The following is an 18,860-nucleotide window of genomic DNA, read 5'->3' as shown; positions in this document are numbered from 1 at the left end:
TCGCCCGCCAACAACCATTGTAAGTCTGTCTTACCTTCCAGTCAGACTGCTTCGGTCCCCATGCCCCTCATTCCCGACGCCCTTCGCGGGCCTGTCTTCATGATCCTCTCAACCGCCTTCTACGTCGTCAACGACACGATGATGAAGCTCGCGACGCATGGCCTGCCGCCTTATGAAGTGCTGTTCCTGCGCGGCGTGGCCGCCACGCTCTGGGGCCTGCCGCTGCTTTACCTGCTGGGCTACGGCAAAAAGGCCGGACTGATGTTCGAGCGCCGTGTCCTGCTCCGCAATGTCATGGAATTCGCCGGCGTCTTCGCCTATGTCGTGGCACTGGCCAATATGCCGATCGCGGTTGCCATCGCGCTGGGGCAGGTGACGCCGCTTCTGCTTCTGCTGGGGGCTTCGATCTTCCTGCGCGAACGCATCGGCGGCACCAGGATGATGCTGATTTCTGCCGGATTTGTGGGAGCCTTGCTGGTCGCGCAACCGACGGCCAAAGGCATCTCGGTTTACGCCTTGCTTGGTCTTGCCAACGCCGTCTTTTCGGCGGTGCGCGATCTCGTCGGGCGCCGGGTCGCGCCTGATACGCCGGGATTGGTGGTGGCGATCTCGGCCGTGCTTGTCGTGCTTGTCGGCTCCGGCGTCGCCCATGTGACGGCTGAAACCTGGGTCATACCCGGCCCGCATCACATCGCGCTGCTGGCAGGCGCCGGCCTCTTTCTGATTTTCGGCCATTTCTTCATCTTCATGGCCTATCGCGTCGGACGCCCCGGGATCGTGGCACCCTTCTACTATTGCTTTTCCGTCTGGGCGGTGTTTTCCGGCTTCGTCGTGTTCGGCGAATTGCCGAACCTTCTGGCGATGATCGGCATTTGTCTGATCATGATTGCCGGCCTGACCATCGTCCTGCTCGACGAACGCAGGCGGCGGCTGATGATCGTGGCCTGATACGCGAAGAGGGGCGATCGGCGACGCTGGTCGCCGACGCGTGGTCAAGCTATTCCATCACTGCCGCATGATCCATCTTCGGCGCGGCGGCCTTGGGCTTGCGCAGCAGCAGCACCAGAGGCATCACCGCGATCGACATCAACATCAAAAGCTTGAAATCGTCCATATAGGCGATGATCGTCGCCTGTAGGTTGATGGTTTCGTTCAGTGCCGCACGTCCGGCGGCCGTCAGCGGGCTGAGGCTTTGCGCAGCCGCCTGATTGAAGGCGTGGTTGAACGGCGTGACATAGGCCGCGATTGATTCATGATTGCTCTGCGTGTTCGAGACGATCAATGCCGAGACGATCGAAATGCCGACGCTCGAGCCGATATTGCGCGACAGATTATAGAGGCCGGTGCCTTCGCCGCGCATCTGCGCCGGCAGTGTCGAAAACGCCATCGTAGTCAGCGGCACGAACAGGAAGCCAAGGCCCGCGCCCTGGACGAAGCCGACCCAGATGATCGTCGACTGCGACACATCAGGCGTCCAGCCGGTCATGGCGTACATCGCCCAGGCGGTCAGGCCGAGGCCGAGCAGCAGCAGCCAGCGGCTGTCGACGCGGCCGATCAGCCGGCCGACGATGAACATGCAGAGCATGGTGCCGAGCCCGCGCGGCCCCATGACGATGCCGGCGGTGATCACCGGATAGCCCATCAAAGTCTGCAGGTACGGCGTCATCAGGGCCAGCGACGCGAGATAGGTGATGCCGATGACGAAGATGAAGATCATGCTGACCGTAAAATTCTGGTCGAGGAATAGCCGCGGATTGACGAAGGAGTTCTTCTTTGTGAACGTCTGCACAAGCAGTAGGTAGAAGGCGGCGGCGCAGACGATCGCCTCGATGACGATTTCGCCTGACGAGAACCAGTCGAGCTGTTCGCCACGGTCGAGGAAAAGCTGCAGCGAGGCGATGAACAGGCTCATCATGGCGAAGCCGAACCAGTCCAGTTTCGCCAGCGCATCGATCTTGGTCTCGGTGACAAAGATGACGATGCCGGCGAAGGCCAGTACGCCGATCGGCACATTGATGTAGAACACCCAGCGCCAGCTGATATTGTCGGTCAGCCAGCCGCCGATCACGGGTCCAAGCACCGGACCGACCATGACCGAGACGCCGAACAGCGCCATGGCCGAGCCGCGTTCCTCCACCGTGTAGATATCGAGCAGGATACCCTGCGACAGCGGCACCAGCGAGGCGCCGAAAAAGCCCTGCAGCAGGCGGAAGGCGACGATTTCGTTGAGCGACTGCGCCAGGCCGCAAAGCACGGAAGCGACGACGAAGCCGAGGATGGCTGCCAGCAGCACGCGCTTGCGGCCGAACTTGGCGGCGAGGAAGCCCGACGGCGGCGTCATGATTGCCGCCGCGACGATATAGGAGGTCAGCACCCAGTTGATCTGGTCGGCACTCGCCGACACGCTGCCCTGGATATAGGGCAGCGCCACATTGGCGATCGTGGTGTCCAGCGCCTGCATGATCACCGCAAGGATGACGCAGGCAGTGATCGCGCCGCGATTGGCGATCGGGCTGGCCGAGGATGACGCCGCGTTGCTCATGGCTCGCTACTTATGGTCCGTTATGCGTGGCTCTTGACGATTGCCCGTTCCCAGCTTTCGAGGCCGACGCTTTTCAGGAAATTCGACAGGAATTTCGGCATGCCGTTGATATGGCCGGTATCGAGCTCGACTTGGGTGCTCATGCCGACGCGCAGCGGCGGCTTGCCGGCTACATCGGTAATGCTGACGCGCATCGGAATGCGCTGCACTACCTTCACCCAGTTGCCGGTGGTGTTTTGCGCCGGCAACAGCGAGAAGGCGGAACCCGAAGCCGGGCTGATACTATCGACCTTGCCATGCCATTCGACGCCCGGATAGGAGTCGACGGTGATCGTCGCGGTCTGGCCGGGCTTCACGTAGGTAAGCTCGGTTTCCTTCGGATTGGCGAGAATCCAGAGCTTGGTATCGGAGACCAGCGAGAAGGCCTGCTGCGACGCCGGCAGGTAGGTGCCGACCTGTAGCGCGCTGACATTGGTGGCGATGCCGTCGAACGGCGCCTTGACGACGGTGTGGTTCAGCTCACGCTCGGCATTGTCGACGGCCGACCTGGCCTGCAGGTAGAGCGGATTTTCCTCGACCGGCTGGTCGGCATTGCCGCCGAGCTGGGCTAGGGCGGTGGCCGCCTGCGCCTTGGCGACGTCGACCTTCTGCTGCGCTGCTTCGAGATTGTGCTTGGCCTCATCGTAATCGGCCTTGGTCGCGGCCGAACTCTTGACCAGCTGTTCCTGGCGCTCGAACTGCAGCTGGTAATAGGGGATATCGGCTTGAGCCTGGGTGATCTGCGCCAGCGCCTGCTTATAGCTCGCCTTGAGGTTCAGGATCTGGTTGCGCTCGATGCCGAGCTGCGCTTCGGCGCCGGCGAGCGCGATCTTGAACGAGTCCTGGTCGAGACGGAAGAGTTCCTGGCCAGCCTTGACCTGTTCGTTGTCATGCACGCTGATACTGGCAACGGTGCCGGAGACGTCGGTGTTGACGCCCACCATGTCGGCCTGGATATAGGCGTTGTCGGTGGACATCACCGCCCCGCCATTGACGTAGTAATAACCGCCCGCAAGAAGCGCGATCGGCAAAAGCGCGAAGAGGATCGGCCGGGTCAGACTGCGCCGGCGCTTGACCTTGACGAATGCAGGCGCAGCCGGAGCGGCTGGGGGTGCTGCGGTCTCCGGCTTGACGGCAGGTTCGGTTTTCGCGGCAGGTTCTGTCCGGGCAGCAGGCTCAGTTCTGGCGGCCGGCGCTTCTGCGACCGTTTCCTTCTGCTGTATCTTTTCCTTGATGTCCCCGCTCTCGGAGGGATTTGCCGCGTCCTCATCAGTCACGACGCGGAGGGAACTTTGCTCAGCCATGCTTCGTCTCATTCTCGGCCACCGGCATCCGGCAGGCCTGTATCAGGTTGGTTTTCACAGTGGACAGGATGTTGAACAGTTCGTCGCGCTGTTCATTGCTGACGCCATCGAAGGCTTCCCCGCGCGTTGCCTCGCCGATCTCGCGCATCACGTCGAGCAAAGGCGTGGCCTCGTCGCGCATATAGAGCAGCCAGATGCGGCGGTCGGTCGGATGCTGGCGCCGCTCGATCAGACCGCGCTCAGCGAGCTTGTCGAGAATGCGCACCAGCGTGATCGGCTCGATTTCCAGGATTTCGGCGAGGCCGCCCTGGTGGATGCCTTCGTTCTTGGAGAGATAGGCAAGCGTTTGCCACTGCGACCGGGTCAGCCCCAGGCCGCGCGCACGCTGCTCGAAACGCTTGCGCATCAGCCGCGCCACGTCGTGCAGAAGGAATCCCACTGTCGGTTTGTTTGTCATTTGTCGCTTTGTCGACTGAATATATGCATGCTTATGATTAGCCTACCTATGTTAAGGGAGCCTTGCGTTCAAGCCTGGCATTCAATATTTCATGCCTAAAGTACAAAATGTCGCGGTGCAGCGTCGCCGTTTGGCAACAGCGAAGGGGTCCGGCGCGCCATCTCGGGCCGGATCAGCAGTTTTCAGCGTGGAAAATATCAGTCGATCGGATGCACAGGCTCGGCCGCCGCCAAGCGATGGCTAGGAGCCACGACAGGATGCGTCCATTCCTTCCGCCCGAGCGATTTCACCGCTTCGACGATGCGGGTAAAGCTTTCGCGGGCGCGGGCAACGCTGTGGCGGGCGCGCAGGTAGCCGTGCACCAGGCCGGCCTCTTCATGCCACCACGCCTTGCCGCCGGCAGCGAGCAAGTGGTCGCGATAGGCTTCGCCGTCCGATGACAGCGGATCGCATTCGGCGGTGATTACCATTGTCGGCGGCAGGCCAGAGAAATCGCGATCGGCGAGCGGTGCAAACGTCGTGTCCCGGGAAATGTCGCGTTTGCCGGCGCGGATTTCCCTGTAAAAATCAAGATCGCGCACTGTCAGCATCGGCGCCTCGGCGTGTCTGATATAGGAGCCGTGGTTCGTGTCGCCGCCGAGGCCGGGATAGATCAGCACCTGGCCGATCGGCTTGCGGAGATGGTTGCGCGTATGATGTGCCACTGCGGCGGCGAGATTGCCGCCGGCGCTGTCGCCGGCGAGCAGGATCGGCAGTTCATAAGCATCTACGGCCCATTCGAAAGCGGCAAGGCAATCGTCGTAGGATGCGGGATGCTTGTGCTCCGGCGCCAGCCGGTAATCCACCGACACGACTTCGTAGCCGGTGCGGTGACAGATCTCGGCACAGACGTCGTCGTGGCTTTCTAGCCCTCCGACGACAAAGCCGCCGCCGTGGAAATAAAGCAGCATGGCGCGGGAATCGTAGCGCATGGCGCGATAGCGGCGGATGGGGATCTTGCGGTCCGGCAGCGAAATTGCCTTGGTCTCCGCCGACACGCCATCCGGATAGCCGGCGAAGAATTCGTGGCACATGCGGTTATAGACGTCGCGCTGCTGGCCGACCGTGTAGTCGATCGTGTCAGGCGGATAGTAGGAATTGGTGCGGTCGATGAAGGCCCATGTCTCGGCGTCGATCAGCTTGCGGTAATCGGTCATCGGTCGTCCTCCTCGCATTCTTAGCAAGGATCGCAGATTAAAGAGACCGGCACAATTCCAATTGCGCCCGGCAGGCAATGTGCGTTTGACGCCCGGGCTGTGTGGTTCTTCGCCTTGACTTTGAACGCGGGCGCGGATTTCCTCACCGCACGCGTTGGAGGACGCCAGCCTGAAGGGGGACTACCGCCATGTCGAACGGCAAATCGATCTATGAAATCCATGATCCGCGTTTCCAGCAATTGAGGGTCGGCAGCGCGGCGCTCGACGAGCTTTATTCCGGCTGCCGCTGGGCCGAGGGTCCTGTGTGGTTCGCCGATCTCAACTGCCTGATCTGGAGCGACATCCCCAACGAGCGCATGATGCGCTATTCGCAGGACGGCGACGTCTCGGTCTTCCGCACCAATTCGCATTTCACCAATGGCAATACCCGCGACCGGCAGGGCAGGCTCATCTCCTGCCAGCATGGCGCCCGCCGTGTCATCCGTACCGAGATCGATGGTTCGATCACGGTGCTTGCCGACAGCTACCAGGGCAAGCGACTGAATTCTCCCAACGACGTGATCGTCAAGTCGGATGGCACGATCTGGTTTTCCGACCCGAGCTACGGCATTCTTTCCAACTATGAGGGCTACAAGGCCGAGCAGGAACAGGCGACCCGCAATGTCTACCGCCTCGATCCCGCGACCGGTGAATTGAAAGTCGTCTGCGACGATTTCGGCCAGCCGAACGGCCTCGCCTTCTCGCCGGATGAATCGAAACTCTACATTGCCGATTCCGCCTCCAGCCATGACCCCGAATGGCCACGCCACATCCGCGTGTTCCACGTCAACGATGACGGGACGCTGGGTGTCGGCCGCGTCTTCTGCAGTGTCGACGCCGGCCTACCGGATGGCTTTCGCATCGATATCGAAGGCAATCTCTGGACCAGCGCCGCCGACGGCGTGCATTGTTTCGCTCCGGATGGAACATTGCTAGGCAAGATCCTCGTGCCGCAGACGGTCTCCAACGTCGCCTTCGGCGGTCCGCGCCGCAACCGACTGTTCATCACCGCCACCAAGTCGCTCTACGCTGTTTATACGGCGACGACCGGCGCGCAATATTGCTGAGACGGGACCGCGACGAGGCCGACACCTCTTTAACGTCAGAAACAATTCTGCAATGTTGCCGGCCTGTCAGCAGAGCCGGCAACGATGTCGTTGCCAAAAAGGGGAGGTCCACATGAAGAAGTTGATTCTGGTTTCCATGCTCGCCGCATTTTCGCTGCCCGCCATCGCCCATGCCGACGACCCGCGCGCCGCTGTCCGCGCCGCCTGCCAGTCCGACGTCAAATCCAATTGCGGCATGGTGTTCAACCGCGACAAGGCGCTTGCCTGCCTGGTCAGCAATGCCTCCAAGCTCTCGGCCGGCTGCTCTGCGGCGCTGAAGAAAGCCTCGTGCAACGCCAAGGCGCCGGCCAATGTGAAGGCGACCTTCCCCTGCGCGGGCTAAGCACGTTTCATTGCTGAGACCGGACGGCGAGCGGCGGCAGGCCTGTCTCCGCGCGGAAGCGTGCCACCCAGTTCCGGCTCTCGCCATCGCTTAACCTTGCGGTCTTCGGCTCAATCGCCGAGGCAATGGCGGGGTCGAGGCCGAGTGCGGCCAGAACTGTCGCCAGCGCGGCCGTCGGGTCCTGCGACAGCGCTTCATAGGTCAGGCGCAACGGTTCGATGTCATTGTTGTCGAACCAATTGTTCCAGCTTTCGTCCTGCGCTGTCAGGTCATCGACATATCTGCCGATCTCGTCGCGATCATAGACGATGGCACGCGCCGGACTGGTTCGCTCGCGCTCTGTTCCGTCGGCGGCAATGTGCCAGAGCCCAGTCTGCATCGCCTTGACGCGCGAGACGGCCTGCGAAACTTTGTCGTTGCGCGACAGATGAATGAACAGCGATGGACCGAATACCGTTTCGAAACGGGCGCGGTCATTGGCCAAGCCAGGAAACAGATCGTCGARCCGCGCCGATAATTCATCGCCGCTTTCCCGCATGATGCGCAAGCCGAATAGATCGGTACCGCCGCGTCCCGCGGCGATCACAGCCTCGATATAGTCTCTGCCGAAAACAGCCGCGCCTTCGCTGCCGGCGATCCCAACCTGCAGCCGGCTGGCCCAGCGCGGTATCGACTCCTTGCGGAAATACGAGGCATGCCGACCGGCGACGCCAGTGCTTTCGATGAGATCGCATAGCAGCGTACTGCCGCTTCGCGGCGTTGCGCATAGGATATAGGATTGGACTGTCGGCATGCCGCCCTTACTCTCTGGATGTGGCAGGCCCTAACGACGCAGATTGATGGTTTTATGACAATGCTGACAAATCAAGTCACCGCACCGACGTGAAGCCGGCTTTCCCATGCGAGGGGTAAGCGGTAGATGATGAGAAGCGTTCTTTGTAATGGTATCAAGCGGATTTCTTGGCTTGTGCTTCGGCAAATGGCCTGAACAAAGTCCGATTGCGGCCCTGTGCCTTGGCATCATAGAGCGCAGCGTCGGCGGTCGACAGTAGCCGATGCGGTTGGACTCCGAGGCTCCGGCCCTTCGCGCAGCATATGCCGATGCTCGCGGTGACCTGCCCGAACGCGCTCGCGGAGTGGACGATATTCTCCACCTGTAAGAAGTGTGCAAATTGCTCCGCGACAACAACCGCATTCTTTTCGTTGGTGTCGGGAAGCAAAACCACGAATTCCTCGCCGCCGTAGCGGGCGACGACATCCGTTACCCGTTTTGCTGCGCGCAACAGGCAATTGCTGACCCGCTTCAGGCATTCGTCGCCCGACAGATGTCCATATGTGTCGTTATAGACCTTGAACCAATCGATATCGATCATCAGCAGGCTGAGCGGTGCATTGCTTCTGGCGCTTCGGGCCGACTCGCGGGCAAATGCTTCGTCGAAAGCCCGGCGGTTGACGAGGCCGGTCAAGCCATCGGTCTCGGCGAGGCTTTTCAATTGCGCGGCCGACAGCCTGAGCGCAGCTTCAGCCTGCTTCATCGCGGTGATATCCGAGACCACCACCATCGCGGTGCCATCTTCGGCGAGCCGGGTGCGGATGCTGAGCCAGTTGCCGCTCGAGAGCTGGACTTCTTCGTCCTTGTTGCGGTGCAGGGTGGCTGCCGCCGCCTCGACCCACTCCTCCAATTTTTCCGCCGGCGCATCTGTCCGTTCCTGTTTCTCTGCGATCCGGCGAAGGATATCGCGGATATTGGCGCCGACGACACGAACTTCGGCCGAGTCCGGAAAGGCATTGCGGTATTGTTCGTTGCAGAAGATCAGAAATCCGTTGCGATCGAACATGGCAAAGCCGTCCGACATGCCGGCCATGGCATGCGACAACAGGTTCTTGCTCTCCCGCAGGGCTCGTTCGAGTTCTATGCGTTCCGTGATGTCGCGCGTCACACCGGCAAGTCCGATGACATGCCCCTCCTTGTCCCGAAGGGGACTTTTGGAGGCGAGCAAGTGCCTGTCCTTTAGGCGCTCTTGGCTGTCGACCAGGGGCTCGCCTGTGCGCATGAGGCGTTGCTCGTAATAATAGAGCTCTTCGGCCACCGGTGGCGTCTGCAGGTTGAAATCAGTCAGCCCGATCATCTCCTCAGGTGTCGAGAACTGATAGAGGCGCGACATGTTTTCATTGACGATGATGAAGCGGCTGTCCCTATCCTTGACGTAGAGAAAGTCCGGCGACTGCGAAAATGCGGTCACCAATGTGCTGCGGTCCAGCTCCACCTGACGGGTCTTCAGGATGATGAAGCCGCAGATCACCATGGTCAGACAGTTCATCAGCCCAATCGGCACGCCCATCAGCGCTAGCCCTTGCACATTGTGAAGGATCGGCAGCGCTTCCATGAACACGGCAAGCACGACGCCAAAGGCGGCAGCGGTGATGGCGACATCCGAGAGTTTGGGTGGTCTTTTCCTGGTCAGGTGGTTGGCAAGCACACCGATAGCGCCAACCGCCGCCATGACGATCGCCGCGTCGATTGCCCCGGCTCCCCCAATCGCGATGCGAAAGATGATGGCGACCGTGATCGCAATGACAGCAGCCGGCGGGCCGCCGAACAGGCCTGCAAGCACCACAGGCACATAACGCAGATCGAGATAGATGCCGGGACTATACTGAACGGCAAGCACGATCGCGCCGATCGCGGTGCCGCCGGCGATCAGTCCAAGTACGATCCGTTCATAGCCAACCAGCTGCCGCTGGAACCAGATCGACACATGCGCCCAAATCGAGATCGCGAGACCGACAAACGCAAAGTTGCCGATAAGCTGTTCCCACAAGCCGTTCATCGAGGTGCGGCAGCCTTCCCAACATAGTTATTTCACTAATCTTAGACGTGAACTGGTGTGAGCTTCGTTAACTGCGCGCCTATTTGCTGCAGATTGCGAATATTTCTCAAATGTTTATGGAGTGATTCAAGGTTTGGAAGCCGATCTGTGCCGATCCGGGATGAAACATGGCCTGCGATCGCTTGAGGGCATGCCGCCCTCAAGCTGCAAGAATGGTCCGCTCAGGTAATTGCGCCGACCTGCCACGGCACGAATTCATTGTCGCCGTAGTCATAGACCTCGCTGACCGTCTTCTTGCCCGAGGCCACCGCGATGATGTCGTCGAAGATGCGCTGGCCGGCGGCTTCGATCGTGTCCTCGCCGGTGACGATGCCGCCGCAATTGATGTCCATGTCCTCGTCCATATGCTCGTACATCTCGGTATTGGTGGCGATCTTGATGCAGGGCGCCGGCTTCCAGCCCGAGACCGAACCACGGCCGGTGGTGAAGCAGACGACATTGCAGCCGCCGGCAATCTGGCCGGTGACGGCTACCGGGTCATAGCCGGGCGTGTCCATGAACACGAAGCCCTTTTCGGTCACCGGCTCAGCATATTCATAAACGGCTTTCAGCGGCATCGTGCCCCCCTTGGCAACCGCGCCCAGCGACTTTTCCAGGATCGTCGTCAGCCCACCCTGCTTGTTGCCGTAGGACGGATTGTTGTTGAGCTCGTCGCCATTGCGGGCGGTATAGTCGCGCCACCAATCGATACGCGACAGGAGCTTCTGCGCCACTTCCGGGCTGACCGCGCGGCGGGTGAGCAGGTGTTCGGCGCCATAGATTTCCGGTGTTTCGGACAGTACCGAGGTGCCGCCATGCCGTACGATCAGGTCCGACGCTACGCCAAGTGCCGGATTGGCCGAGATGCCGGAATAGCCGTCCGAGCCGCCGCATTCGAGCGCCACTTTGAGCGCCGACAGCGGCTGTTCGGTGCGCTCGATCGCATTCACGATCGGCAGCATTTCCTTGATGATCTCCTGCGCCGCGGCGATCGTCTTGCGCGTGCCGCCGGTCTGCTGGATGGTCATGGTGCGCAACAGTGCACCTTCTGCCAGCTTGTAGTGTTCCATGATCGGCTGGATCTGGTTGGTCTCACAGCCCAGCCCGATCAGCAGGATGCCGCCGAAATTCGGATGCCGGGCAAAGCCGTTGATGGTGCGCGTCAGAATCCGATAGCCTTCGGACTTGGTGTTGAGCGCACAGCCGCCGCCATGGGTGAGTGCGACGACACCATCGATATTGTCGAAACCGTCAAGCCCGCCATTCCGATTGAAATGCTCGGCAATATAGCGGGAGACGGTGGCGGAACAGTTCACCGAGGAGATGATGCCGATATAGTTGCGGGTGCCGATATTGCCGGCGCCACGATCATAGCCGAGGAACGTGCGGCGTTCGCTGACCGGCAGCAAGCGCTCATCACGGTTGTTGGAGCCAAGCTGATAGTCATGCTCGGAGGGCACCATCTGCAGATTATGCAGGTGGATATGCTGGCCCGGCTCGATATCGGCGGTGGCGACGCCGATCACCTGGCCGAACTTGTGCACTTCCTGCCCGGTCTTGATCGCCTTGAGCGCCATCTTGTGGCCGCGGCCGATCAGGTCCTTGGCCACAAGATCGTTGTAACCGGTGGCTTCGCCTTTCGAAATTTTCTGGCGCGCGACGCCGACATCGTCGAGCGGATTGAGAATGATGAGCGGAGCGGCGAGCGCGGACATGGGCGGTTCCTAGAACTGTTTCTTGCGGATAAAATACATTTGCCTGAAATGGCCTGCCGTCAAGGCGATAATATGTCAAACAACGGATTGTATTTATTGTTTTATTTTGAACAGGCCGCCGTACTGGCTCGATTCTGTCGAGCGTGCGGCATGCGAAGAGACGGATTGCCATCTCTCTGCATTTCAGTCGCGATGATTTGTAGCGCCGTCGATCACCCCGCCTTCGCGGATCCAGTTCCAAGATAGGGGCGGCGTTCCAGCTCCGAGGATTTTACCGCGCTGCGCAGGCGCAACAGGTCCTTGCGGGCGATGAGGCCGACAAGCTTGCGGGTTTCGGCTTCGACGATCGGAATGCGGCCGACATCCGCCGACAGCATCAAGTCGGCAATGAAGCCGACCGTGTCGTCCGGATGGCCAACCGGGATAGAGCTGTCGGAAACTCTGTCGGAGAGGCTTTGCGCGAAAAACTCCTGCCTGCCCCGCCAGCGCAAGGCATCGGCGCGGGATACGACGCCGATCAGCTTCCCATCCGTGTCGACGACCGGATACACACGATGTGACTTTTCCGGGGAGGAGAGAAAGTCGCAGGCGCTGCCGACCGTCATCGCAGCCGGCAGTGTATCCACCTGGCGGATCATGATCTCGGCAGCACGCGTGAGCTCGAACGGATCGATGCCGTATTCGCGCGTGATATGCTGGCCCCGGCGCGCGATCTTTTCAGTCAGGATGGACCGGCGGAGCAGAAGGACGGTGACGGCATAGGCAGCCACCGTGGCTGCCAGCAGCGGTGCCAGCGTGCTGACATCACCGGTGATCTCGACGGCGAAGAACGTGCCTGTCAGTGGCGCGCGCATCGTGCCGCCCATCATCGCTGCCATGCCAAGCAGAGCCCAGAAGCCGGGATCGCCGGGCAGAGCGAGGCCGATAATCCAGCCCATTGCGCCGCCCAGGATGAGCAATGGCGCAAGCACGCCACCGGACGTGCCGGATGACAGCGCCACCAGCCAGATACCCGCCTTGACCAGCAGGATGGTGACGACGGCGCCCACGGCGATATGATCGTGCAGCAGATCCGAAATGATGTCGTAACCGACGCCAAGCGCGCGCGGTTCGATCAGGCCGCCCAATCCGACGACAAGGCCGCCAAGCGCCGGCCACCACATCCAATGGATCGGCAGCCGTTCAAAACCGTCTTCGAGCTTGTAGAGCAAGGTCGTCAGCATGCCGGACTGCAAGCCCGAGAGAATGCCGACTGCCACACAGAGCAGGATGCCCCACCAGGGAAGCTGAAGATGGAAAGTGGTTGGGAACAGCGGGCCGCTGCCGAACAGGAACGGCCGCCAGCCGATGGAAACGCAGGCTGCCACCACGACAGGGATGAAGCTGCGCGGCTTCCATTCGAACAACAGCAATTCGACCGCCAGCATCACCGCGGCAATCGGCGAGCCGAAGATCGCCGTCATGCCCGCCGCGGCGCCTGCGACCAGCAGGCTCTTGCGTTCGGCTGCGCTCATCTGGAAGAATTGTGCAAACAGCGACCCGATGGCGCCGCCGGTCATGATGATCGGGCCTTCGGCGCCGAACGGACCACCGCTACCGATGGAGATCGCCGATGACAAGGGTTTCAGCAAAGCAACTTTCGGCGACATCCGGCTGCCGCCGATCAGGATGGCTTCAATCGCCTCGGGAATGCCATGACCGCGAATTTTCTCCGATCCGAACCGGGCCATCAGACCGATGACCAGGCCGCCGACAGCTGGTGCCGCGATCATCCACAGCGAACGGCCTACCGCCGCAGGCGCGCTCGTCGCGACGGTGAAATGACCAAACCAGATGATATTTGTGACCAACGCAATCAGGTTGACCAGCACCCAGGCGGCGAGCGCGCCACCGGTGCCGACGACGACCGCCATGCCCGTCAACACCAGAACGCGACTGTCGGTGGTGAAATCGCCCGCTTCGCGACGGGCAAGACCACCGGTAAAATCATGAAGGGGATATTGATGTCTGGCTTCGGACTCTTTCAACGCGCTATCTCCGGATCACGCGCGCCTTCAGGCCGCGCGTTCAAAACTGCGGCTAAATTATATCGTAATACGATATAATTCAATATCGAAGTGAAGGAGATCGCTGTGACCGGACCGGAACAAAACGACACCCTTTCGCCTGCGGACTACCGGGCGCTTGCCGATCTCCGTTACAGCCTGCGGCGCTTCACGGAATTCAGTGCTTCGGCCGCGCAGGAGGAGGGGTTGCCGAGCCAGCAGCATCAGGCGCTGCTGGCAATCAAGGGCTACTCCGGAGACGAACCCATGACCATCGGCACATTGGCGAACCGGCTGCTCATTGCGCCTCATACTGCGACGGAACTGGTGGGGAGGCTAAGCGCATCTGATCTGGTGACACGAGAGTCCGACCCCGACGACAAGCGTCGCCATACATTGGCGCTGACAGAAAAGGCAGAAGCGATATTGCTGCGGCTGAGTGCAGCACACCTGCGGGAAATCCGCGAAATGGCGCCCGCGCTGATCGGTATCCTGCAGAGCCTGCAGCAAAAGATTTAGCCGAATTCTATTCCGGGATCGCCGGCAGTACCTTGTCCACCTTCTTCAGCGCCCGCTCGCGGAAGAAAATATAGAGGCCGGAAGCGATGATCAGCCCGGCGCCGATGAATTTGGCGGGTGACGGAAAATCGCCGAAGAACAGCCAGCCAAACACGATCGCCCAGAAAAGCTGCGTATATTGCAGCGGCGCCACCGCCGCTGCATCCGCGAGCTTGAAGGCCCAATTGACCATCACATGCGCCAACATGGCCAGCATACCGAGCATGAACAGCGGCACGATATCGCCCGCAGGCGGTGTATGCCAGGAAAACGGCACGACGAACGCGCTGACGATTGTCGCCGTCGCCGTTTGCCAGAAGATCATGGTGATCCCCGGCGTTTCCTTCAGCGAACGCGCCGAAAGCATCACGAAACCGAAGGCCATGCTGCCGAGGATGGAGATGACGGCCGAGGCGGAGAGCATCGCCCGCGACGGCTCCAGCGCCACCAGCACGCCGAGGAAGCCGCAACCGATCGCCGTCCAACGCCGCCAGCCGACATGCTCGCCGAGCAGCAGCGGCGCGAAACTGGCGACATAGATGGGTGCCGCCAGCCAATAGGTCATGACATCGGCGAGCGGCAGGGAGGCGACGGCGAAATAGAAGGCGTAGGAATCGATGATCGTCAATGCCACCCGCACCAGCAGCAGCAAGGGCCGGTCGAGGACGAACAGCTTGCGCCAACCGGCCTTCCACAGAAACGGCGACAGCAGGATCAACCCGGCAATGCCGCGGCAGAACACCAGCATGCTGATCGAATAGGACGACGTCAGCCACTTGCCGATCGCGTCATTGGTCGTGAAACAAAGCATGCTGGCAAGCATGATGATCACGGCCGCACTGGTGGAATGAAGGCCGGCAAACGGCCTGGTCAGGAAAGCGGGCATCGGGGACCTTGATGGGATATGCTCACGGTCATGCTGCGATTTGCTATCAAAGGCAACCGTAATGCGCCCATTTTCGCGCCACCGGAAAGGACAGAGGCGACAGGTCAAAGCATGCTCAAGCATTACAAATTTGCGGAATAGTCGCGAAACCTTTGCATTTCAGCTTTTCCGCCTCGGCGAAATAGGCCATAGCTCGTGCGAAAAAACTCGACTTAAGGCTTGGCAATGACCTCCTACGACGTGCTCACGGTCGGTAACGCGATCGTCGACATCATCGCGCGCTGCGAAGAAGATTTTCTCCTGAACAACACGATCCAGAAGGCGGCGATGAATCTCATCGATGCCGAGCGTTCGGCATTGCTCTATTCGCGCATGGGACCGGCAATCGAGACTTCCGGCGGCAGTGCCGGCAACACGGCGGCGGGCGTTGCGAGCTTCGGCGGCAAGGCGGCCTATTTCGGCAAGGTTTCGAACGACCAGCTTGGCGACATTTTCCGCCACGACATGCGCGCTCAGGGCGTGCATTTCGAGACGAAGCCGTTGCAGAGCAAACCGCCGACCGCCACCTCGATGATCTTCGTCACGCCGGACGGCGAGCGCTCGATGAATACCTATCTCGGCGCCTGCGTCGAACTGGGCCCTGAGGACGTCGAGCCGGAAACGGTCGCCAATGCCCGCGTCACCTATTTCGAGGGTTATCTCTGGGATCCGCCGCGCGCCAAGGAGGCGATCCGCGAATGCGCCCGCATCGCCCATGAGCACGGCCAGGAAACGTCGATGACGCTGTCCGACAGCTTTTGCGTCGGCCGCTATCGCGAGGAATTCATCGACCTGATGCGCTCCGGCACGGTCGACATCGTTTTCGCCAACCGGGCCGAAACGCTGGCGCTGTACGAGACCTCGGATTTCGATACCGCGCTGGAGCAGATGTCCAAGGATTGCAAGCTCGCGGCCGTGACGATGAGTGAGAAGGGCTCGATCATCGTTCAGGGTGATCGGCGCATTCCGGTGCCGGCGCTTAAGATCGACAATCTGGTGGATACGACAGGTGCCGGCGATCTTTACGCCGCAGGCTTCCTGTTCGGCTACACGCACGGTTTCCAGTTGAGCGATTGTGGTCGCCTCGGCAGCCTGGCAGCCGGCATGGTGATCCAGCAGATCGGCCCACGCATGCAGACGTCGCTGAAACAGGCAGCAATCGAAGCCGGCTTTATTTTGTAAAAGCCTCGCCCGGATAGGCGCCCCAGATCTCGGCCTGGCTGACATAACCTTTGACGCCATCGGCGACGGCATGACACCAGGCGCCGTTGCATTCGTCGATCTTCATCACCACGCCGGGCTGCATCCGCGCGATGACGCTTGCCGTGTCGCGCTCGTCATTGTGCATGTTGACGAAGACATTGGTCTTGTCCTTCATCCACGGGGCGGCGATCGCCGTCCGGTCACCCGACAGCATGGAATGAAACACCCAGCCCTCAGTGCCGTCGGCATCGCGGATGCGCCGCCAATTGTCGAATTCCTGGACGATCTCCACGGGCAGGCCGGATTTCACATAGAGCCAGGACACCGCATAGTCCTGGCCTGGGCCGACGCGCAGGTTGATCTTCTTGGCTTTCAGCGTCACGAAACGCGGCAGCGGCAGGCCGGAGGCTGCCTTGGTCGCCTGCGCCTGGACCTCAGGTGCAAGGCCGGCAGCCAGGATGACTGCGCCGAAAATCGCGGGAATGAGTTTATTCAGTTGCCTTGTCATGACCAGTCCCGAAGACGTCGGGGAGAGCCACGCACCATGCGCTCCGGAGGCCCGGGCCAGGAAGCGATTGTCTTCACCGCCGCGTCTGATTAAGAATGCGGTTATCGATCGCGAGTGTCGCGCAACTTGGTTAACGGTCGGTCAACGATTTGCCGGAACATGCGGATGACGAACAAGAAAAAACCTCTGGTCTACATTACCCGAAAGCTTCCCGATGCCGTTGAAACCCGCATGCGCGAGCTCTTCGATGCCGAACTCAACATCGACGATCATCCGCGATCGCGCGAAGAGCTGATGGCGGCCGTTGCCCGCGTCGACGTGCTCGTGCCCACCGTCACCGATCGCATCGATGCCGGCTTGATCGAGGCGGCCGGATCGCAACTCAAGCTCATTGCTTCCTTCTCCAACGGCATCGACCATGTCGATGTCGAGGCAGCCGCCAAGCGCGGCATCACCGTCACCAACACACCCGGCGTGCTGACCGAGGATACGGCCGACATGGCGATGGCGCTCATTCTCTCCGTGCCGCGTCGCCTTGCCGAAGGTGCGCGCGTGTTGACCGACAGCAAGGGCGATTGGGAGGGCTGGTCGCCGACCTGGATGCTCGGCCACCGCATCTGGGGCAAGCGGCTTGGCATTATCGGCATGGGCCGTATCGGCACTGCGGTGGCGCGCCGGGCCAAAGCCTTTGGTCTCTCCATCCACTACCACAACCGCCACCGTGTCACCGCCCAGACCGAAAGCGTGCTCGAAGCCACCTATTGGGACAGCCTGGACCAGATGCTCGCTCGCGTCGATATCGTCTCCGTCAACTGTCCCTCGACGCCGGCGACCTACCACCTCGTCTCGGCCCGCCGCCTCGCGCTGATGCGGCCGACGAGCTACATCGTCAACACCGCCCGCGGCGGCGTCATCGATGAGACCGCCCTGATCAAATGCATCCGCGAAGGCAAGATCGCCGGCGCGGGCCTCGACGTGTTCGAGAACGAGCCGCTGGTCAGCCCGAAGCTCCTGAGGCTGGCCAACGAGAACAAGGTCGTGCTGCTGCCGCATATGAGCTCGTCGACGATCGAAAGCCGCATCGATATGGGCGAGAAGGTGATCATCAACATCCGCACCCATTTCGACGGCCATCGTCCGCCGGATCGGGTGCTGCCGGGACGGAACTAACGTCAGCTCTTCCGTTTGTACTTGATCACGTCGAACCGCGCCGCCAGCGCATCATACATCATCAGCCGCCCGATCAGCGGTTCGCCGATGCCGGTCAACAGCTTGATCGCCTCCATCGCCATCAGCGTACCGATGACCCCAGTCAGTGCGCCGACAACGCCGGTCTCGGCACAGACCGGCAGCATGCCCTCGGGCGGCTCTTCGGGGAAAAGATCGCGGTAGCGCGGATAGGGTTTGCCGTCAGGGTCGAGATCATAGGGCTTCAGCACGGTGACCGAGCCGTCGAAGCGGCCGACTGCCCCGGTGACCAGCGGAATGCCGGTCTTCTCCGCTGCATCGGCGGCGGCATAGCGGGTGGTGAAATTGTCGGAACCGTCGATGAGCAGGTCGTAGCCGAAGATCAGTCCGGCGGCATTGTCCGTATCGAGGCGGATTTCGTGGCGGTCAATTTCGATATGGGGGTTGAGTTCGCGCACGCGGGCAGCAGCGCTGCGCGTCTTGCGCTCGCCGACATGCGACGTGCCGTGGATGGTCTGGCGCTGCAGGTTGGAGAGCGAGACGCGGTCGTCTTCGACAATGCCGATCGTGCCGACGCCGGCGGCGGCGAGATATTCGATCACCGGCGAGCCGAGTCCGCCCGCGCCGATCACCAGCACGGCGGAATTCTTCAGCCGTTGCTGTCCCGCGCCGCCGATTTCCGGCAGCAGGATATGGCGCTGGTAGCGTTCGATTTCGGATGCGCTGAGGGGATCGTTCGTCATTCTTGGCCTGATGGGAAGATTTAGCAATATAAGCTATCAGGCTTCCGTGCCGCACTCCAGATGGGTGCAGCGCAAAGAT

The 18,860-nt window shown here is 61.1% G+C and carries 17 protein-coding genes; 6 read left to right on the top strand and 11 right to left on the bottom strand.

Going from position 1 to position 18,860, the window contains the following annotated elements; all coding sequences use genetic code 11:
- Nucleotides 1–60 precede the first annotated feature (60 nt).
- Nucleotides 61–948 (top strand): DMT family transporter, encoded by an 888-nt coding sequence (locus AC1D06_RS11890; protein ID WP_477986367.1) that lies wholly within the window; start codon nucleotides 61–63, stop codon nucleotides 946–948.
- Between the two features lie 49 nt (nucleotides 949–997).
- Here AC1D06_RS11890 and AC1D06_RS11885 read toward each other — a convergent pair whose 3' ends face one another.
- From AC1D06_RS11885 to AC1D06_RS11870, 4 genes are all read right to left on the bottom strand, one after another.
- Complete coding sequence (locus AC1D06_RS11885; RefSeq protein ID WP_477875809.1) at nucleotides 998–2,542, bottom strand: DHA2 family efflux MFS transporter permease subunit; 1,545 nt, start codon at nucleotides 2,540–2,542, stop codon at nucleotides 998–1,000.
- Nucleotides 2,543–2,562: 20 nt separating this feature from the next.
- Complete coding sequence (locus AC1D06_RS11880; protein ID WP_477986366.1) at nucleotides 2,563–3,885, bottom strand: HlyD family secretion protein; 1,323 nt, start codon at nucleotides 3,883–3,885, stop codon at nucleotides 2,563–2,565.
- A complete protein-coding gene (locus AC1D06_RS11875) occupies nucleotides 3,878–4,342 on the bottom strand; it encodes a MarR family winged helix-turn-helix transcriptional regulator (protein ID WP_477986365.1) in 465 nt (154 codons plus the stop codon). The genes AC1D06_RS11880 and AC1D06_RS11875 overlap by 8 nt, the downstream gene beginning before the upstream one ends.
- Nucleotides 4,343–4,539: 197 nt before the next feature.
- A complete protein-coding gene (locus tag AC1D06_RS11870) occupies nucleotides 4,540–5,538 on the bottom strand; it encodes an alpha/beta hydrolase (protein ID WP_477986364.1) in 999 nt (332 codons plus the stop codon).
- 188 nt (nucleotides 5,539–5,726) lie between these two features.
- Between AC1D06_RS11870 and AC1D06_RS11865 the strand changes: the two genes are divergently transcribed.
- Together AC1D06_RS11865 and AC1D06_RS11860 are read left to right on the top strand one after the other, a co-directional pair.
- A complete protein-coding gene (locus tag AC1D06_RS11865) occupies nucleotides 5,727–6,644 on the top strand; it encodes an SMP-30/gluconolactonase/LRE family protein (protein WP_477986363.1) in 918 nt (305 codons plus the stop codon).
- A 112-nt stretch (nucleotides 6,645–6,756) separates the two neighbouring features.
- Nucleotides 6,757–7,026: a hypothetical protein gene (locus AC1D06_RS11860; protein WP_477875804.1), complete on the top strand. Its 270-nt coding sequence runs from the start codon at nucleotides 6,757–6,759 to the stop codon at nucleotides 7,024–7,026.
- Between the two features lie 7 nt (nucleotides 7,027–7,033).
- On the opposite strand, the gene AC1D06_RS11855 is transcribed toward AC1D06_RS11860, so the two are convergent.
- The 4 genes from AC1D06_RS11855 to AC1D06_RS11840 all read right to left on the bottom strand — a co-directional run bounded on the left by AC1D06_RS11855 (nucleotide 7,034) and on the right by AC1D06_RS11840 (nucleotide 13,638).
- Nucleotides 7,034–7,819, bottom strand: coding sequence for a Stf0 family sulfotransferase (locus tag AC1D06_RS11855; RefSeq protein ID WP_477986362.1), 786 nt, complete (start codon nucleotides 7,817–7,819; stop codon nucleotides 7,034–7,036).
- 154 nt (nucleotides 7,820–7,973) lie between these two features.
- A complete protein-coding gene (locus AC1D06_RS11850) occupies nucleotides 7,974–9,857 on the bottom strand; it encodes a diguanylate cyclase (protein ID WP_477986361.1) in 1,884 nt (627 codons plus the stop codon).
- 221 nt (nucleotides 9,858–10,078) lie between these two features.
- Nucleotides 10,079–11,611: a UxaA family hydrolase gene (locus tag AC1D06_RS11845; protein ID WP_477986360.1), complete on the bottom strand. Its 1,533-nt coding sequence runs from the start codon at nucleotides 11,609–11,611 to the stop codon at nucleotides 10,079–10,081.
- 212 nt (nucleotides 11,612–11,823) lie between these two features.
- Nucleotides 11,824–13,638, bottom strand: a complete 1,815-nt coding sequence (locus tag AC1D06_RS11840) for a chloride channel protein (RefSeq protein WP_477986359.1) — start codon at nucleotides 13,636–13,638, stop codon at nucleotides 11,824–11,826.
- 105 nt (nucleotides 13,639–13,743) lie between these two features.
- Between AC1D06_RS11840 and AC1D06_RS11835 the strand changes: the two genes are divergently transcribed.
- A complete protein-coding gene (locus AC1D06_RS11835; protein WP_477986358.1) occupies nucleotides 13,744–14,175 on the top strand; it encodes a MarR family winged helix-turn-helix transcriptional regulator in 432 nt (143 codons plus the stop codon).
- A gap of 7 nt (nucleotides 14,176–14,182) precedes the next feature.
- Here the strand turns inward: AC1D06_RS11835 and AC1D06_RS11830 are convergent, their stop codons facing one another.
- A complete protein-coding gene (locus AC1D06_RS11830; protein WP_477875798.1) occupies nucleotides 14,183–15,100 on the bottom strand; it encodes a DMT family transporter in 918 nt (305 codons plus the stop codon).
- Nucleotides 15,101–15,325: 225 nt separating this feature from the next.
- Between AC1D06_RS11830 and AC1D06_RS11825 the strand changes: the two genes are divergently transcribed.
- Entirely contained in the window at nucleotides 15,326–16,321 is a 996-nt protein-coding gene (locus AC1D06_RS11825) for an adenosine kinase (protein ID WP_477986357.1), read from the top strand.
- On the opposite strand, the gene AC1D06_RS11820 is transcribed toward AC1D06_RS11825, so the two are convergent.
- On the bottom strand, nucleotides 16,311–16,850 hold the full coding sequence (locus AC1D06_RS11820) for an SH3 domain-containing protein (protein WP_477986356.1): 540 nt from the start codon (nucleotides 16,848–16,850) through the stop codon (nucleotides 16,311–16,313). The genes AC1D06_RS11825 and AC1D06_RS11820 overlap by 11 nt on opposite strands.
- 165 nt (nucleotides 16,851–17,015) lie before the next feature.
- Between AC1D06_RS11820 and AC1D06_RS11815 the strand changes: the two genes are divergently transcribed.
- On the top strand, nucleotides 17,016–18,020 hold the full coding sequence (locus AC1D06_RS11815; protein ID WP_477875795.1) for a 2-hydroxyacid dehydrogenase: 1,005 nt from the start codon (nucleotides 17,016–17,018) through the stop codon (nucleotides 18,018–18,020).
- Between the two features lie 2 nt (nucleotides 18,021–18,022).
- Here AC1D06_RS11815 and AC1D06_RS11810 read toward each other — a convergent pair whose 3' ends face one another.
- Entirely contained in the window at nucleotides 18,023–18,781 is a 759-nt protein-coding gene (locus AC1D06_RS11810) for a molybdopterin-synthase adenylyltransferase MoeB (protein WP_477986355.1), read from the bottom strand.
- Between the last annotated feature and the right edge of the window lie 79 nt (nucleotides 18,782–18,860).

The sequence above is a fragment of the Rhizobium sp. P2_G2 genome (assembly GCF_056403555.1).
Note: the sequence above shows the minus strand (reverse complement) of the source record. Positions and strands in the feature narration are given on the sequence as shown.

Excerpts from the sequence above, each read along its gene's own strand:
- AC1D06_RS11890 (WP_477986367.1), top strand. The coding sequence starts at position 61 with ATGCCCCTCATTCCCGACGCCCTTCGCGGGCCTGTCTTCATGATCCTC.
- AC1D06_RS11885 (WP_477875809.1), bottom strand. The coding sequence starts at position 2,542 with ATGAGCAACGCGGCGTCATCCTCGGCCAGCCCGATCGCCAATCGCGGC.
- AC1D06_RS11880 (WP_477986366.1), bottom strand. The coding sequence starts at position 3,885 with ATGGCTGAGCAAAGTTCCCTCCGCGTCGTGACTGATGAGGACGCGGCA.
- AC1D06_RS11875 (WP_477986365.1), bottom strand. The coding sequence starts at position 4,342 with ATGACAAACAAACCGACAGTGGGATTCCTTCTGCACGACGTGGCGCGG.
- AC1D06_RS11870 (WP_477986364.1), bottom strand. The coding sequence starts at position 5,538 with ATGACCGATTACCGCAAGCTGATCGACGCCGAGACATGGGCCTTCATC.
- AC1D06_RS11865 (WP_477986363.1), top strand. The coding sequence starts at position 5,727 with ATGTCGAACGGCAAATCGATCTATGAAATCCATGATCCGCGTTTCCAG.
- AC1D06_RS11860 (WP_477875804.1), top strand. The coding sequence starts at position 6,757 with ATGAAGAAGTTGATTCTGGTTTCCATGCTCGCCGCATTTTCGCTGCCC.
- AC1D06_RS11850 (WP_477986361.1), bottom strand. The coding sequence starts at position 9,857 with ATGAACGGCTTGTGGGAACAGCTTATCGGCAACTTTGCGTTTGTCGGT.
- AC1D06_RS11845 (WP_477986360.1), bottom strand. The coding sequence starts at position 11,611 with ATGTCCGCGCTCGCCGCTCCGCTCATCATTCTCAATCCGCTCGACGAT.
- AC1D06_RS11830 (WP_477875798.1), bottom strand. The coding sequence starts at position 15,100 with ATGCCCGCTTTCCTGACCAGGCCGTTTGCCGGCCTTCATTCCACCAGT.
- AC1D06_RS11825 (WP_477986357.1), top strand. The coding sequence starts at position 15,326 with ATGACCTCCTACGACGTGCTCACGGTCGGTAACGCGATCGTCGACATC.
- AC1D06_RS11820 (WP_477986356.1), bottom strand. The coding sequence starts at position 16,850 with ATGACAAGGCAACTGAATAAACTCATTCCCGCGATTTTCGGCGCAGTC.
- AC1D06_RS11815 (WP_477875795.1), top strand. The coding sequence starts at position 17,016 with ATGACGAACAAGAAAAAACCTCTGGTCTACATTACCCGAAAGCTTCCC.
- AC1D06_RS11810 (WP_477986355.1), bottom strand. The coding sequence starts at position 18,781 with ATGACGAACGATCCCCTCAGCGCATCCGAAATCGAACGCTACCAGCGC.